Annotated in this window: 11 protein-coding genes; 7 read left to right on the forward strand and 4 right to left on the reverse strand. The window is 46.0% G+C overall.

Annotated features, from left to right (window positions below):
- The first annotated feature begins 194 nt into the window (after nucleotides 1–194).
- Both rbsK and aroD read left to right on the forward strand, forming a co-directional pair.
- Nucleotides 195–1124, forward strand: coding sequence for a ribokinase (gene rbsK, locus MKZ09_RS04815; protein WP_218643151.1), 930 nt, complete (start codon nucleotides 195–197; stop codon nucleotides 1122–1124).
- Nucleotides 1125–1185: 61 nt separating this feature from the next.
- Entirely contained in the window at nucleotides 1186–1950 is a 765-nt protein-coding gene (gene aroD / locus MKZ09_RS04820) for a type I 3-dehydroquinate dehydratase (RefSeq protein ID WP_076138776.1), read from the forward strand.
- A 90-nt stretch (nucleotides 1951–2040) separates the two neighbouring features.
- On the opposite strand, the gene MKZ09_RS04825 is transcribed toward aroD, so the two are convergent.
- From MKZ09_RS04825 to bglX, 4 genes are all read right to left on the reverse strand, one after another.
- On the reverse strand, nucleotides 2041–2793 hold the full coding sequence (locus MKZ09_RS04825) for a MerR family transcriptional regulator (protein WP_076208530.1): 753 nt from the start codon (nucleotides 2791–2793) through the stop codon (nucleotides 2041–2043).
- A gap of 176 nt (nucleotides 2794–2969) precedes the next feature.
- Complete coding sequence (locus tag MKZ09_RS04830) at nucleotides 2970–3722, reverse strand: 3'-5' exonuclease (RefSeq protein WP_076208529.1); 753 nt, start codon at nucleotides 3720–3722, stop codon at nucleotides 2970–2972.
- Between the two features lie 186 nt (nucleotides 3723–3908).
- Nucleotides 3909–4877, reverse strand: a complete 969-nt coding sequence (locus tag MKZ09_RS04835; protein WP_076208528.1) for a metallophosphoesterase family protein — start codon at nucleotides 4875–4877, stop codon at nucleotides 3909–3911.
- Nucleotides 4878–4993: 116 nt separating this feature from the next.
- Entirely contained in the window at nucleotides 4994–7153 is a 2160-nt protein-coding gene (gene bglX, locus MKZ09_RS04840) for a beta-glucosidase BglX (RefSeq protein WP_076105430.1), read from the reverse strand.
- Between the two features lie 642 nt (nucleotides 7154–7795).
- Here bglX and MKZ09_RS04845 point away from each other — a divergent pair.
- The 5 genes from MKZ09_RS04845 to MKZ09_RS04865 all read left to right on the forward strand — a co-directional run bounded on the left by MKZ09_RS04845 (nucleotide 7796) and on the right by MKZ09_RS04865 (nucleotide 13338).
- A complete protein-coding gene (locus MKZ09_RS04845; protein WP_305953532.1) occupies nucleotides 7796–8740 on the forward strand; it encodes an ABC transporter permease in 945 nt (314 codons plus the stop codon).
- Between the two features lie 28 nt (nucleotides 8741–8768).
- Nucleotides 8769–9665 carry a carbohydrate ABC transporter permease gene (locus MKZ09_RS04850; protein ID WP_076105429.1) on the forward strand — a complete coding sequence of 299 codons (897 nt, stop codon included), beginning with the start codon at nucleotides 8769–8771 and terminating at the stop codon, nucleotides 9663–9665.
- A gap of 80 nt (nucleotides 9666–9745) precedes the next feature.
- Nucleotides 9746–11323 (forward strand): DUF3502 domain-containing protein, encoded by a 1578-nt coding sequence (locus tag MKZ09_RS04855; protein ID WP_076105428.1) that lies wholly within the window; start codon nucleotides 9746–9748, stop codon nucleotides 11321–11323.
- Between the two features lie 68 nt (nucleotides 11324–11391).
- Nucleotides 11392–12414, forward strand: a complete 1023-nt coding sequence (locus tag MKZ09_RS04860; protein WP_076105427.1) for a LacI family DNA-binding transcriptional regulator — start codon at nucleotides 11392–11394, stop codon at nucleotides 12412–12414.
- Nucleotides 12415–12450: 36 nt separating this feature from the next.
- A complete protein-coding gene (locus MKZ09_RS04865; RefSeq protein ID WP_076105426.1) occupies nucleotides 12451–13338 on the forward strand; it encodes a sugar phosphate isomerase/epimerase family protein in 888 nt (295 codons plus the stop codon).
- The last annotated feature ends 44 nt before the right edge of the window (nucleotides 13339–13382 follow it).

Here is a 13382-nt window from a genome sequence, read left to right on the forward strand (position 1 = left end):
GTGCAAACGTTTGCTCAAAATAGTGCAGGCAATCACTGTGGAAGCGATTGCACCACTATTCTAGCACACTCGATGAATAAAAGCATAACGTCAATTTGGTGAAAACACCCATTTTGGATCCAATTGAGCGGAATTGATTGATAAAGTGGACAGAAGCCCCTAAGATAAAGAGATTGAAGAAATAATTAATGGTGGTGTCTAAGTTGGATATAGTTGTGATTGGAAGCTTGAATATGGATATGGTGGTACGTACAAACCGGTCACCAGATGCAGGAGAAACCCTGATTGGACAAGCCTTTGCTTTATCTCCTGGCGGAAAAGGGGCAAATCAGGCCGTTGCCGCAGCACGTCTGGGTGCAGAGGTTAGTATGATCGGAAGAGTTGGAAAAGATACCTTTGGTAGCGAAATGCTGGAGATTATCAGGAATGAAGGCATTCATATAGAGCATATTTCCGTAAGTGAACATCAGGCAACAGGAGTCGCCTCGATCATTATTGAAGAAGATGGAGAAAATCGGATTATCGTGGTACCTGGAGCGAATATTGAGCTTACGGTAGAGGATATTCAGGCATTGGAGGCTGTGATTAGCCAGACTAAGATCATTGTGCTGCAGCTTGAAATGGATCTGGCGATGAGTGAGCAGGCGATTGCGATTTCCCATCGTAAGGGGATTCCGGTCATCCTTAATCCTGCACCAGCTAGAGTGCTAAAGGATGAGATGCTGGCTCAGGTATCTTACCTGACACCTAATGAGACGGAAGCCGGGATTTTGTCCGGAATGACTGTAGATAGCGCAGAGACTGCTGAGCAGGCAGCCCGGATTTTGCTGCAAAAAGGAGTACAGAACGTAATTGTAACCTTGGGTTCAAAAGGTGCCCTGATTGTGAATGCTGAAGGTGCCAAGGCTGTTCCAGGCTTCCCGGTAAAGGCGGTAGATACAGTTGCTGCCGGTGACTCATTTAATGGCGCATTAGCCCAGCAGCTGGTCTTAGGAAAGACTTTGGAGGAAGCCGTGAGCTTCGCTAATGCTGTAGGTGCATTGGCTGTAGGGAAAGAAGGGGCGATCCCTTCATTGCCGCAGTTGTCCGAGGTAGAGCAGTTTCTAAAACGTAATTCGCTGTAGAATAGACAGTACAGGATACTCAAGATCTATACTAGATAAGATAGGATAAGGAGCTTAAATAATGAGCAGAACAGTAACCGTTAAAAATGTGATCATCGGCGAAGGAATCCCTAAGATATGTGTTCCGCTAATTGGAGTGACCTTGTCTGAGCTGAAGCAGGAAGCGGAAGCGCTGAAAGTACTGCAACCTGATTTGGTGGAGTGGCGGACGGATTTTTTTGCTGAAGTGGAAGACGTTGCAGCTGTTAAGAACGCACTAAGCGAAATCTGTTCTGTGATTCCAGATTTACCGCTGATTTTCACTTTTCGGAGTGCAAAAGAAGGCGGAGAGAAGCAAGTCAGCACGGAATATTACACAGCACTGAATAAAGCTGCTGCCGAGAGCGGTCTAGTAGATATAATAGATGTTGAACTATTTAATGATGAGCAGGATGTAAAGCTACTGGTCGAAGCTGCTCATGCTCATAACGTGTCGGTCATTATTTCAAATCATGATTTTCATGGTACACCTCCTAAAGAGGAGATCATCTCACGGTTATGCAAGGCGCAGGAGCTTGGCGGAGATTTGCCCAAAATTGCCGTTATGCCCCGAGATGCAGGCGATGTGCTAACTTTGCTGGAAGCTACACACATCATGAAGGAAAAATATGCAGACCGCCCAATTATAACGATGTCTATGGCGGGAGCCGGGGTGATCAGCCGTTTGGCAGGTGAAATTTTCGGTTCAGCGCTTACCTTCGGAGCTGCACATAAACCTTCTGCGCCTGGACAGGTAGCTGTCGCTGAGCTTCGGAATACATTGTCGCTGCTGCACCGCAGTCTGTGATTTCTGCTGATTGCTATTGTCGCAAAAAAAGGTGTCCGGATAATCCGGATACCTTTTTTTATTTTTAAAGTTGAATTATTGTTCGTGAGCTTACTCATTTTTTCCCGTATATACATGTACAGCATCTCTTAGAAACGCAGCGAGTCCAGGGCGGCGTTTGTCATAGTATTCGGTAAAACGTTCATCATCAACATACAATTGTGCAACACCAGCATGAGCTTCTTTGGAATAGGAATTCCAGTAGAAGGAGAGCCACTCACGGTGTAGGTCAGCACTTTTTTGCGCCAATACACTGGCAGGATCTCCATGCTCCATCGCTTGCAAGAGCGTTTCAAACAGCTCTTCTTCAAGCTGTTGTATAGCTGAATATTGTTCTTCTGTCATTCCTTTAAGCTTTTGGTTGGTTTGATTAATGGTGTCATCTCCATATTTCTCCCTTATTTCTTGACCATATTTCTTTTCGTTGTCATCTACCAGCTTTTGTTTAAAGCCTTCGAATTTTTCAGTATCACTCATGGTAATTCTCCCTTCTTTTTGAGCCAGCGTCTTTTCGACGTTAGCGATTAATAGATCTAATTGCTGTCTTTTTTCCAGTAGCTTGTCATGATGCTCCCGCAGCGCTTTGGCTCCGTCGAATGAGGGTTCTGTCATAATAGCCTTGATACGTTCCAGACTTAAGCCAAGCTCCCGATAAAATAAAATTTGCTGTAGTAGATCTACTTCGGTACGGCCATAGATACGATACCCTGAAGAGTTGATTCTCGCCGGCTTAAGAATGCCAAACTCATCGTAGTAGCGCAGGGTCCGTGTGCTGATTCCAGCTAACTCTGCGAGCTTCTGCACTGTGTATTCCGTAGTATCACCTCCTACAAATCAAATGTACACCTTTACGTAACGTGAAGGTCAAATGGTTTTTTTAGCATATCCAAAACAGCGGCAGCTACCCTCTGAATGATCATGGGGAAGTCTGCCGCTGCTATGAATAAGTCTATAATGTTGAGCTTTGCTGCTGCTTGAATTTATTTATGGCCCATTTGTGCTGCAAAATAATTGTGCAATTCCTCCAGCTTACGAGGGTCTGCAAGGGTTGCTTTGTCTGAGAAGTAGTGTTCAACGACAAGGTCCCAGGTAGGTACAATTTTTTGTGAGGTCATAGCCTTAATGGCTACCTTAACTGTTTTGCGTTCTTTGGCATTGGAGAAGGTATCTACGTAATGCTGTGAACGCTCAAAATCCAGATCCTTAAACACGGCGCGGAAGATCTCTGACGTCATCCGTGCATCATCCAGCGCCCGGTGTGCAGATCCAGTAGGCTCAAGCTCAAACAATGCCATCGCGCTTTCCACGCTGACATCATTGCTAAGGCCACGCGCACGCAGAACTCCTTTGAGCAAATCGAAATACGTGGCGGACATCCAGTAGGATTCGTCCATCTTGTGCATGCGCACATCCTGAATGATTCGCTTCATGTCTTCGCCACCCCAGGTAAGCAGCAGAACTCCGTCTGTACTTAGATCAAGCCACTCTCTAAAAGCAGTGATGACTTTGGGGAAGCGGGCGGCAATGTCAATTTCCTCTTGAGGGATACCCGTTTTTTTCTTAATAAAGGAATTCAGGGTGGAGAAATATATAGGTTTGATCAAGGAAGAAAATTCATCCTTATACTGCAATGAAGAGTCTAACCGGACGGCTCCAATCTCAATGACCTCCATAGGGTGCTCGCTGGCAAACTTACGGCCGTTGAATTCGATGTCCAGAATAATATAATCCACAGGTACTTGCCTCCGTTTCCATGACTGACGCTGTAGTGCTTAATACGTCGACTTCTCTATTTTAACAAAAAAAGTGATGTAATGGGGAATATGGAGACAAGCTAATATTTGCACAAAAAAATGAACCAGCACAACATTTGCGCACTGGTTCATTTAATCAGTATTTAAATTTAATCCTATAAAAGATTAATGTCCTGAATCGGCAGCAGGTTCAGGCATATGAATCGGCTGTTCATTTATAACAGATCCGTCATCAAGACGAAGCCAGGTATTGAAGTCTTGGGTGCCTTTGACCAGTTCTATGACGCGTGCTCCCCGCATGAAGCCTTCTTTTCCATAAGTATTGTAACCGGTAGCACGGCCATAAGAAAGACGTATACCATAAAGGCTGCCGCTAAAATCGTTGATATGGTCATGTCCGCAGAAGGCGCCAAGCACATCACCCATTTCCAGCAAAGCCGAGAATAAGCCCGAGTTCACCTCAGGTGAGCATACACGCTCAAACTTATGGCCATGACAGACTTGTGTAGACCAGACATCCCGATATTCAGGAATTGGGATATGGAAGAAAGCCAAGGCAGGCAGCCTGTTCTCAGCACTCTTCGGATTCAACCGCGCAGATTCAGCCGTCAGCCAGTTGATCTGATTCCGCCCAATCCAATTGTAGCCCGGGATATCCTCATACTCGGAGTAGCCGCCAGAATCCAGAAAATACAAAATAGCGGCCGAGTGGTCTTCCTGATCTTTAATTTCAAGAGTGTAATTGCCCGAGCCTTCCAGCTCTTCTGGGCCGGCTTCGGTCAGGCAGTGGGGATGTTCCAGAGCAATTTGCATCAGTTCACTCTTTGAAATCAGAGTTTCTGTGTCATGGTTACCAAATACAAAGGTCCAAGGGATGCCGGATCTCTCCACGGCAGCGACAGCCTCACGAAAAGCTTGTGCGGGGTGCTCGCATGCTTTGTTTCCCGGCGATACAGGACCCGTGTAAATAAGATCTCCCGTGAAAACCACAAGATCAGGTTGTTCCGCATCCAGAATGCGTTCCATCAGTGCCTCGGTAAGCTGATCCTCAGCTCTTCCATCCATCCAGTGCAGATCGGTAAATTGTACGATTTTAAAAGTGCCATCTTGCTGAAATGATAAACTGTGTCTCATTAGAATAATCTCCCTTACTATCGAATATTGAATAGCAAGCTGTGGAGGCGCCAACCACTCATTGCGCCAAGAGGGCGTTGAGGGATGACGTCGTTAGAAGCATAGCTATACGCAGGTCAGCCGATCCAGATCCGCTGAGTGCAATGATCTCCAGAGTTTCTACCGATCATAATATCATATTCTCCAGGCTCGAAGACCAACTGATCGTCTTTCCCGTAGAACATTAACATTTCTCTGGTGATTTCGAAGGAAACCACCTGTTTCTCATGCGGTGCGAGTGTTATCTGCTGGAAACCTTTCAGTTCCTTGACCGGGCGCACGACACTTGCGCTGACGTCGTGGATGTAGAGCTGAACGGTTTCCTTGCCGGCGATGTCCGAAGTATTCTCTACTTCAATGGAGGCAACCACCCGATCCGCAGCTTCAACATTGAAGCTGTTGTAAGCAAACTTGGAATAGCTCAGGCCATAACCAAAACAGAACAGCGGGTCATTCGGGCAGTCCAGATAACGGGTCACGTAACGCACATTAGGATACTTAGAATCATAAGGTCGTCCCGTTTGATACGCATTGTAATAGACAGGAATTTGCCCAACCGAGTAGGGGAAGCTCATCGATAAACGTCCGGAAGGATTATAATCTCCGAACAGCACATCGGCCAGTGAATTTCCTGACTCTGTACCCAGAAACCAAGCCTGCAGCAGAGCGTCGCTGGCATCAAGAACGGGTTTCAGCTCCAGTGGTCTGCCGCTGAATACAATGGTGATGATCTTTTTTCCGGTATCCTTCAGACGCCAGATCAGCTTCTCCTGATTGGCCGATAGGCGGAGATTGGATTTGCTTCCGCCTTCTCCGGTATCCTGCTGATTCTCACCGACAGCGGCGAGAATTACATCACAATCCTTCAGCGCTTGGTAGGCATCCTCAATTTCATCCTCCACATCAAAAACACCCTCAAGCATGCTTCCCAGCTCACCAGTCATGGCCGTGAAAATATTTTCGGCAGATGTTTTTTGCGAAATGCCGGTGTAGAGTGATACAGCCGGATCTTTTTCTGTCCCGGCCCAACCGCCCAGTACATGAATGGAGGTGGCGAAAGGACCAGCCAGACCAATCTTCATGCCACGTTTAAGGGGCAAAGCATCATTGTCGTTTTTGAGCAGTACAACTGAGCTAGCTCCAAGCTCCCGTGCAGCCTGCAGATGCTCCGCGCTAGGTTTCGGAGCCTCATCCACCAGCGGATCTGCATCCTTAAATGGATTATCGAACAAGCCAAGCGCGTCCTTGAGCTCAAGCACCCGGATAACGGCTTCATCGATCAAGGCGATATCAAGCTTTCCTTCCTCGACCAGAGCAGCGCCGTGGTTTAGATAGTGAGTGGACATCATTTCAATATCCAGCCCAGCAGCCAGACTTTTCTCCGCTGCCTCACGGCCATCTATCGCGGCGCCATGGGGAATCAGCTCATTAACGGAATTGAAATCGGCGATGGTAACGCCGTTGAAGCCCCATTCTTCCCGTAAAATCCCGCGAAGAAGCTCGGAATTACCACTTGCCGGGATACGGTCAATGGTATTAAATGCGGCCATCACCATGGCCACACCAGCATCTACGGCAGCCTTATAGGCTGGCAGGTAGAACTCACGCAATACGCCAGAGGACATATCCACCGTGTTGTATTCCCGTCCGCCTTCGGGAGCACCGTAACCAGCGAAATGCTTCACACAGGCAGCGATGCGTCCTTTTTCTTTTAGGTCTTTGCCCTGATAACCCCGCACCATACTTTCGGTGACACGGGCATTCAGATAGGGATCCTCACCAGATGTCTCCATGACGCGTCCCCAGCGCGGGTCGCGTACGAGATCAGTCATGGGCGAGAAGGTGACGTGAATGCCGGCAGCCGCACTCTCCTTGGCGGCGATTTCAGCAAACCTTTCACAGGCTTCAAGGTCAAAGCTGCTGCCCATGGCCAGCGGAATCGGGAGGATGGTCCGGTAGCCGTGAATGACATCCGCCATGAAGAGCAGAGGAATCTTTTGTCTGCTGGTTTGCAAATGCCGGGTCTGCTGCTCGATTACATTCCGGGCTCCAATACCGTTAAGAACACTTCCGATACTCTCCATTACCTGCGGCTTAATGTTCAGTTCCTTAAATGGTCCGGTTAAATCCACGGTATCGTCCAAACCCCAATAGTGAGGACCTAGCTGGGTTAATTGGGCCAGCTTTTCGTCCAGGGTCATATCGTTCACAAGATCTTGGATAAACGTTTTAGTCATGGTTAACTCCTTCCTCGTGAGCGCATTGAAAGTTAGTTTGTTAAATAGATGTGTACTTCCCCGCCGGGCAGCGCAAGCTTGATTTTATTGGCAAAACTTACGTTATAAAGGCGATAAGGATGGGAGTGAACCGTTAACTCTCCTGGCACGCAGCTCCGAGATGCGGAATGGGCCTGAGCTATATTCAGGTTCATTTGTTGTGAAAATCATAGCAGTTCTCTCTTCGGATACAGGATGAGGCATGAATTAAATCAGAAGAGGATTGCATCATTAAGATGTTACATATGGAGACTGACATGTCTATGAAAGAAAAGTATAAAAACGTTTCCACAAACGATACACCTCGATATTAGTCTGAACACCAAAAAAAGTCAATCGCCTTTGGAAAAACAGCTAATTTATATTTTTTTACGTGAAATGTGTAACTTTAGTACTTGTAATTCGAAAATAAAATAAATTGACAGCGCATACATTTTGGGAGTATGCTTCTCACACAGAGAGTTTTACAGAAACACTGGAAACGTTTCTACAACACTCGATACACTTTTTTTTGAAGGTTGGGCAAACTGTTTTTATTCTGGCTGCTGGACAAGAAAGGAAGGTAATTTATGCATGTGACTGAATGCATCTTTCAAATTGGAGGTGGGCACTTTGGCGAGACTGAAGCTTGTGGGTGGAAACATTGTTCGGGAAGTCATTAAGAACAAAGTTCTTTTTCTAATGTTGCTGCCTGTAATCGTATATTTCGTTATCTTTCACTATGCTGTAATGCCTGGAGCTTACGTCGCATTTGTAGATTACAAGCTCAATAAGGGGATTTTTGGAAGTAACTTTATCGGACTTAAGAACTTTGAGTTTCTGGTTCAAAATGGGGATCTATGGAATATTACCAAGAATACGCTGCTCTATAATATCGTCTTTCTAGCATTAGGTAATATCATTCAAATAGTATTTGCCATTATGTTGTCTGAGATCTCAGGCAAGTGGTTCAAAAAAATATCACAATCCGTTATCCTGTTACCGAATTTCATCTCCATGGTTATCGTCGGTGTGTTTGCCTACAATATATTCAATTTCAATTCCGGGTTTATCAATACGATGTTAACTGGAATGGGGCTAGACCGTTACGAGTTCTATTCCGATCCGGGCATCTGGAAATATATTATTGTGGCTTTCAAGATCTGGGCGGGTACCGGATATGGAATGATTGTTTATCTGGCAACGATCACAGGGATTAATCATGATCTGTACGAGGCTGCTTATATGGATGGAGCGACTACCTGGCAGCGAATCCGTTATATGACCTTGCCGATTCTGAAGCCAACCTTTATTCTGCTTCTACTGTTCGGTATGGGTGGAATTCTCAAGGGATCCTTTGACCTTTTCTATAATCTGATCGGTACGAACTCTGTACTGTATCCGCAGACAGATATCATCGATACCTATGTCTTCCGTTCACTGGTGGGACAATTCAACTTCTCTATGGGTGCCGCAGTGGGCTTCTACCAATCCTTATTCGGTCTGATCCTGGTGCTTGTAGTTAACTTTATTGTACGCAAGGTAGAACCGGACAGCGCTTTGTTCTAAGACTAGACACGAAACAGGGGTGATAAATATGGAAAAGAGTACAATCAAACAGGATTCCGGAAGCATTCTCATAAAAGCAGTCAGTTATATCTGTATCGCTATCTTTGCGCTATTCTGTTTATTTCCCTTCGCGTTGATGATCTCCTCATCGTTCATGAACGAGCAGGAAATTGTTCGTGAAGGTTACAAGCTGCTGCCGAAGGCATTTTCCTTTAAGGCTTACGAGATGCTATTCAACAACTCTACTCAGCTGGTGAATGCTTATCAGGTAACTATCTTCATTACCGTAGTGGGTACGGTACTCGGACTGTTTATGATGTCGATGGCCGGATTCGTGCTCAACCGTAAGGATTTCAAGTACCGCAACTTCTTTTCCTTCTTGATTTACTTTACAACACTATTCAGTGGCGGCTTGATTCCGACATACATCCTGATGGTTAAGCACCTGCATATGAAGGACAGCTTATTCGCCATGATTCTTCCGGGTGTAGTTGGTGCATGGTCCATCTTCCTGATGCGTAATTTCATGAAGGCGATTCCGGATTCCTTATATGAATCCGCTACCATTGACGGTGCTGGCGACTTTCGCATCTATTGGCGGATATTTATTCCGCTGGCGGTTCCATCCTTGGCTACTATTGGGCTTTTCTCAGCACTAGGCTTTTGGAATGAGTGGTATAACGGGATGTTGTATATTGACAGTCCGACGAAATATCCGCTCCAATACTTTTTGCAGCGAATGGTCAATCAGACGAACTTAGGAGCGCTAATCAACTCGGGAGCGGTCATCAATACTGCTGATCTTCCGACGCAATCCATCAAGATGGCTACAGCTGTGCTGGCCACTGGACCGATTATTCTCCTGTATCCATTTGTACAGCGTTATTTCGTAACAGGCCTCACCATCGGGGCAGTAAAGGGTTAATGGACGCAATCTTCTTTTCGAAGAGCGTTTATTATAAATGAAAGTTTCATAAATAGAAGAGAAAAGGGAGGCTTACCTAAATGAAAGGTAAAAAGATCGCGTCTTCTTTAATTGCTGTCCTCATGCTTACTGGAGCACTGACAGCCTGCACATCCAAGAACAACAATGAGCCGAGTAATGATCCGGCAGCCACGAAAGCTCCAGAGGCTTCAGCCAATGCAGGCGGAGTGGATACTTCCAAGGAAGCTAAGCTGGTGTACTACCTGTGGGGCAGCGAAGGAGTTAAAAATAAAGAAATCCTCGCTGAGATTAACAAGAAGCTCAAGGCTGACCTAAACGCTACGATTGAAGTGAAGTATATTGACTGGCCGGATATCGCTACTAAGTACCCGCTGCTATTTGCTTCAGGCGAAGAATTTGATATGTCGCATGCATCTCCCGGAGCTCCGGTATCTTATTTCACATTGGCTAGTGAAGGCGCTCTAGTGGACCTTACAGATATGCTGGATAAAGTTGCTCCTAAGCTGAAAGCGGAAATCCCGGAAAGTGTGTGGGAAAATACAAAATACAAAGGCAAAATTTATGGTGTACCAAGTCTTTATAGCGAATACACACCTGCCGGTTATGCCTATCGTTCTGACTTGCTGAAAAAATATGGAATGGACAAAATCACTTCCATTGATGATATGGTTAAATACATGGATAATGTGGTTGCTAATGAGTCCTTCCCACCAATTAACGGCAAGGCAGAAGATGCAGCCAATATGTTCAGAATGCTCGTAGATACTACAGGGATGTGGCTTAACGCTCCTGGTATATCTTTGAATGAGCTGAATCTTGTGACTAAAAGTCCAGAGGACTACAAGACTGTCTTCCATCCAGCCTTCACTCAGGAATTTGAAGATTGGGCTGTGAAGATGCGTGAATGGGCGGATAAGGGCTACTGGAGTAAAGATGTGCTGTCTGCAACCCTAGGCAGCAAGGATAACTTCAGAGCAGCTAACTCCGCAGGTTATTTGACTCATGCTCAGGACTGGATCGGCCAATACGGTGCGGATTTGAAGGCACAACCGGAATCAGATCCTTACTTCTTTACTTTTGCGGAAGCCAATAAGAAGATCAAACGTAAAATGGGCGTTGACAACTCGACTGTAATCAGCACGAACTCAGCTAATCCAGAGCGCGCTCTGATGGTGATTGAGAAGTTCATGACCGATGAAAGCTACTACAACCTCATCCAAAACGGTATTGAAGGCAAACAATATGTGATGGAAAATGGTGTTAAAAAGCAGCCTGCAGGCTTCAACGATAAAACGGACGGCGGAGGTTTCGCTGCTTGGTCACTTCGTAATGACAAATTCGTAGTTCCTACGGATACAGAAAACCCAATCCGTAACTCCTTATTCGCAGAATGGGATAAAGTGGCTATCGATGATCCTTACAATGGCTTCAGCTTTGATCCAACCAATGTTACAACTGAAATTGCTTCGATTTCCAACGTGAATTCACAGCTCGGTATTCAATTGATGCTTGGTAAAACAAGCAAAGATCCAAAAGCAGCTGTTGCGGAGTACCGCGATCAGCTGAAAAAAGCAGGAGTTGACAAGGTCATTGCCGAAGTAGAGAAGCAATTGGCTGCGTTTGTTCCTGTCAACTAAAGAAAGTTAAGGGGTGTAAGGGAGCTATAATTCGATATAGCTCCTTTACCCATAAATGGGGGAGTAAAGTGGATGTAAATATCAAGGATATCGCGCGGATTTCCGGTGTGGGCATCTCGACAGTCTCCAGGGTAATCAACAACAAGGGACCGGTGAGCAAGTCTACACGTGAGAAAGTAATGAGTGTGGTTAAGGAATACAATTATATTCCTAATTCCAACGCGCGGAATTTGAAAACTACACAATCTAAGAACATTGCACTTATGGTCAAGGGGATTACCAATCCTTTTTTCTCTAATATGATCAGAGAAATTGAACGGCAGGTCAATCTGCGGGGCTACCCGTTTCTTATCCAGCAAGTAGAGGATGGGACCGATGAAATCAATGCTGCAATTCAACTGGTGAAGGAGAAAAATCTGTGCGGGATTATCTTCATGGGTGGAACCTATGATCATTCTGAAGAGAAGTTCAAACAGCTGACGGTTCCGTTTGTGCTGACAACGATCACCTCAACGCAGCAGGTGAACCCGCTTATTTTTTCCAGCGTTATTATCAATGAAACGAAGGAAGCCTATAAGGCTACCAATTATTTGATCTCATTAGGTCATACGAATATCGGCTTTTTAGCCAAGTCTCCTTTATTGGATGAAACCACGGGCAACCGGCGGTATTTAGGCTACAAAAAAGCACTCGAAGAGCAGGGTCTGCCCTATGATTCGGGGCTGGTCGAGGATTGTGAATACAGTCCCAGCTCGGGATTTAATGCTGCGCGAAGATTGCTCAACAAGAACAAGGGAATTACAGCTATATTTGCCGCTTCCGACACGATTGCCATCGGTGCTGCCAAAGCGGTGCTTACCGCGGGGTTATCTATCCCTGATGACATTTCGATCATTGGCTTTGACGGGATCGAGATGGCTGAATATTATCATCCTTCTCTTGATACAATCAGCCAGCCGGGTACGGAAATGGCCTTATCCAGTGTAGGTGTTCTGTTTGATCTCATTTCCGGACGGTCAAATCATCAGCATATTGTCTATGATGCGGTATTGCTCAAACGTGGTTCCTGCAAGATGATTAAACCTCGTTAAGATCACACTATAAACTTTTATTGGAGTGGAACCGAAATGCAAGATACACTGAGAATAGGTACGATTGTTCGTGGTGGAGAAGCCGTTAAGGTCATTCCACAAATCGTGGGGCATGGATTTGAATCATTTAATCTGAACTTTTGGCAGACCACCGGCGAAACTGATTTGATCGAAACGGCTGCACGACTGAGGGAGTTAGCTGCTGAACATGATTTTGTCATCTCCTCTGTGGGCATCTATGGAAATCCGCTGAATGGCAGCGGCGACAATGCCGACACATTGGCCAGCTGGGAGCGGCTGATTGATCATGCACATTTATTTGGCACAGATATTATAGGCGGGTTCACCGGCCGATTGCCAGGTTTGTCCATTGATGAGTCGATCCCGAAGTTTACAGAGGTGTTCGGAGAACTGGCGAAGAGAGCGGCAGATCGTGGCCTGCGGATTGCTTTTGAGAATTGCGCTATGGGCGGAAACTGGCAGAGCGGAGAGTGGAACATCGCTCACAATCCTTCGGCCTGGGAGAAGATGTTCAATGCTGTTCCGGCAGATAATCTGGGATTGGAATGGGAGCCTTGCCACCAGCTGATCGCATTGATTGATCCGCTTCCGCAGCTGCGCAAATGGATGGATAAAGTATTCCATGTGCATGGCAAGGATGCGACCATCGCTTGGGACATCGTCAAGGAATACGGTATTCATGGCCCCAAACCTTATGTATGGGATCGGACCCCTGGCTTCGGGGATACCAATTGGGTAGATGTAATCACCGTCCTGCGCCAAGCGGGTTATAAAGGTACGATTGATATCGAAGGCTGGCATGATCCAGTGTATCGTGATGAGCTGGAAATGACCGGCCAGGTGCATGCACTGAATTACTTGAAATATTGCCGTGGTGGCAGCTTTGTGCCTAATCCGGTTTAAATGGTGCCGTATGAAAACAACCCAAAAATGACCTCGAAATCCAC

The organism is Paenibacillus sp. FSL R5-0908 (assembly GCF_038006245.1).
In the GTDB taxonomy this organism is placed as follows: Bacteria; Bacillota; Bacilli; order Paenibacillales; family Paenibacillaceae; genus Paenibacillus_AQ; species Paenibacillus_AQ odorifer.